The following is a 1,320-nucleotide window of genomic DNA, read 5'->3' as shown; positions in this document are numbered from 1 at the left end:
TGGTGGTAGTCACGGCGGAATACCCCGGCGCCTCGCCCGACATTGTGGAGAGCGAAGTCACCAAGAAGCTGGAAGAAGGCGTGAACGCGATTGCCGGCATCAACGCCCTCACCTCGCGCAGCTACGAAGGCCAGTCGGTCGTCATCATCGAATTCCAGCTCTCGGTGGATGGCCGAAAGGCGGCAGAAGATGTGCGCGAAAAAGTGGCCGCAGTGCGCCCGCTGCTGCGCGACGAGGTGAAAGAGCCGCGCGTGCTGCGCTTCGACCCGAGCAGCCGCGCGGTGTGGTCCCTGGCCGTGATTCCCGATGCCAGTAAGGGCAAGGCCTTGAGCGCGATTGAGCTCACCAACTGGGCCGACCAGGTGCTCAAGAAGCGCCTGCAAAACGTGCGCGGCGCGGGCTCGGTCACGCTGGTGGGCGGCACCCAGCGCCAGGTCAACATCACCCTGCAGCCCCGCGCCATGGAAGCCCTGGGCATCACCGCCGACCAGGTGGTCAACGCGGTGAAAAGCGAGAACCAGAACCTGCCGCTGGGCTCCATCCGCAACCTGGCGCAGGAGCGGGTGGTGCAGATCGATGCACGCATGCAGCGCCCGGAAGACTTTGGCCAGATCATCGTGGCCCGCAAGAACGGCCTGGTGCGCGTAGACCAGGTGGCCAACGTGGTGGACGGCGCGCAAGAGATCGACTCCCTGGCGCTGTACAACGGCCAGCGCACCCTGCTTTTGAGTGTGCAGAAGTCGCAGGACGAAAACACCATCGAGGTGGTCGATGGCCTGAACGCCGCCATTGCCGAGCTCACGCCCCAGCTGCCGCCCGGGCTGCGACTGGAGCCCATTACCGACGCGGCCCGGCCCATCCGCGTGGCGGTGGACAACGTGCGCAAGTCGCTGTTCGAAGGCGCGGCGCTGACCATCCTGATCGTGTTTTTGTTCCTCAACTCCTGGCGCTCCACCGTGATTACCGGCTTGACGCTGCCGATTGCGCTGATTGGCACCTTTTTGTTCATGAACATTTTTGGCTTCACCATCAACATGATCACGCTGATGGCGCTGAGCCTGTGCGTGGGCCTGCTGATCGACGATGCGATCGTGGTGCGCGAAAACATCGTGCGCCACGTGCAGCTGGGCAAAAACGTGTACCAGGCGTCGCTGGACGGCACGCAGGAAATTGGCATGGCGGTGCTGGCCACCACCCTGTCCATCGTGGCGGTGTTCATGCCCATCGGGTTCATGGGCGGCATCATCGGCAAGTTCTTTCACGAGTTCGGCATCACCATCGTGGCCGCCGTGCTGATTTCGATGTTTGTGAGCTTCACGC

Annotated in this window: 1 protein-coding gene; it reads left to right on the top strand. The window is 63.3% G+C overall.

Going from position 1 to position 1,320, the window contains the following annotated elements; genetic code table 11:
• Nucleotides 1-1,320, top strand: a 1,320-nt coding sequence (locus AC097L_RS24700; RefSeq protein ID WP_479589359.1) for an efflux RND transporter permease subunit, incomplete at both ends; no start/stop codon positions are given.

Source organism: Rhodoferax sp. RT5P35 (genome assembly GCF_056521385.1).
Note: the sequence above shows the minus strand (reverse complement) of the source record. Positions and strands in the feature narration are given on the sequence as shown.